The following is a 1,651-nucleotide window of genomic DNA, read 5'->3' on the forward strand; positions in this document are numbered from 1 at the left end:
AGCACCTCACTCCTGTCGGAGACCCCGCTCCAGCCCGCCGGCGGCCCCGGGGCGGTGATCGCGCCGGCCAAGGTGATCGAGGGCCGGGGTGAGCCCACCTACGCCTACGAGCGTCGGATGGAACTCGACGAGGCCGGCCAGCCGCGACCGGTGTGGACCGTCGTCGTGGACAGCAAGCAGTCGGTCTCCAACCGGGACGAGGACGCCATCATCTCCGCTCGGCGGGATCAGGGGACACCGGAGGGAGAGGCGCTGCGCAAGGTGCCGACCATCGAGGTGCGTTACGGAGAGGCTGTCGAGTCGGATCTCTCCCTGCCTCATCGTGCGTTCGACGGACACATTCGGGCGGCCACCCTTGACGGTGCTCCCGTGACGCAGACCGAGGCCTACCGTGCACTGCGAGACGCCACGAAGCTCGACGCCCGGGCTCTGCTGGACGCCGCACCGACGGCCTTGGTCCTCGGCGCATGGGACTCCACTCGGAAGTCGCATCAGGGCCGCTACCAGTCCTGCATGACGGGTGAGATCATCGGCGTTCTGGCCGACCAGGACCAGGAGGGCGGGGCGCCGCGGACCAATCGGCGCGCAGCTGGCCGTGTGGACCCCGTCGCGGCGAGCGTCAAGCCATCGGCCAAGGACGTTGAGGCACTGGTCAAGGCGCAGGCGGGTGAACTGAGTGCCAAACTGCAGGACAAGGTGCTCGCCGAGGCCAAGAAGAAGGGGGAGACCGGATCGTCCATGTCCACGCTCGGCCTGGGCCACATCCCGCCGGTCCTCGGCGAACTGGGCGGTGTCGCGTGCCGTTCCATCATGCGACGACGCCTCCTGTCCTTTTCCGCGCTCCGTCAGCTCCGCTTCGGCGGCACGACGGAGCAGGACGTGGCGTGCCGCGCCCTGCTCGCGGCCTACGCCCTGCTCGGCATGGCCCTCTCGGACCGCGAGCTGCATCTGCGTGCGAACTGCCATCTGGTCGAATCCGATGAGCCGACCGTGACCCTCGACCTCCGGTACGGCAAGTCCCGGGCGCTCGCCCCCATCACGGACGAGGTGGCCGTCCAGGTGTTCGAAGCGGCGCTGGCGCATGCGGAGTCGGTCGCCGGTGTCGAGTGGAACGGGCAGACCATCCAACTGGTGGGCGACCCGGCGATCCTGGGCGCCGCCAGCACCGACGACGCCGAGGTGTGACCGTGGGCGGACTCGTCATCAGCGCGGACTTCCCGCTGGGCGTCTACACGGGCCACGGGTCGGACGGCGGCGCAGAGCGATTCCCTGATGTCGCGAGGCTCTTCTCGGCCCTCGTGCAGGCGGCCGCTGCGGGGACTCTTTCGACGGGGGATCCTGAGGCTCCGTTCACGGCAGAGTCGTTGGCCGCCCTGGACTGGCTCGAGGAGCGTCCGCCGGATGCGTTGGTCCTGCCTGGTCACACGCCCGTGGCACCTGGCGTGCGACGCTTCGCGTACCGGAAGGAGGGGGTCTTCCTCAAGGAGGTCGGCAAGACCAACTACAAAGTGACCGGCCGGCCTGTCTCGGACGGAACTGCGCTCGGCGGCCCCGTGCAGTGGGTCTGGGATGACGGGCCCAGCGGGACGGACACACAGGTCTGCTCAACTCTGGAACAACTCTGCGCGGACGTGCCCCATCTCGGAGAGGC

At 69.3% G+C, this 1,651-nt stretch carries 2 protein-coding genes; both read left to right on the plus strand.

What is annotated here, in order from left to right:
• Positions 1-1,185 (plus strand): type I-U CRISPR-associated RAMP protein Csb1/Cas7u (gene cas7u, locus ACFWJO_RS38320; RefSeq protein ID WP_386872790.1); only part of this gene is annotated, 1,185 nt, incomplete at its 5' end.
• Between the two features lie 2 nt (positions 1,186-1,187).
• On the plus strand, positions 1,188-1,651 hold a 464-nt coding region (csb2, locus tag ACFWJO_RS38325; protein ID WP_386872792.1), incomplete at its 3' end, for a type I-U CRISPR-associated protein Csb2.

The sequence above is a fragment of the Streptomyces sp. NPDC127092 genome, assembly GCF_042722475.1.
In the GTDB taxonomy this organism is placed as follows: domain Bacteria; phylum Actinomycetota; class Actinomycetes; order Streptomycetales; family Streptomycetaceae; genus Streptomyces.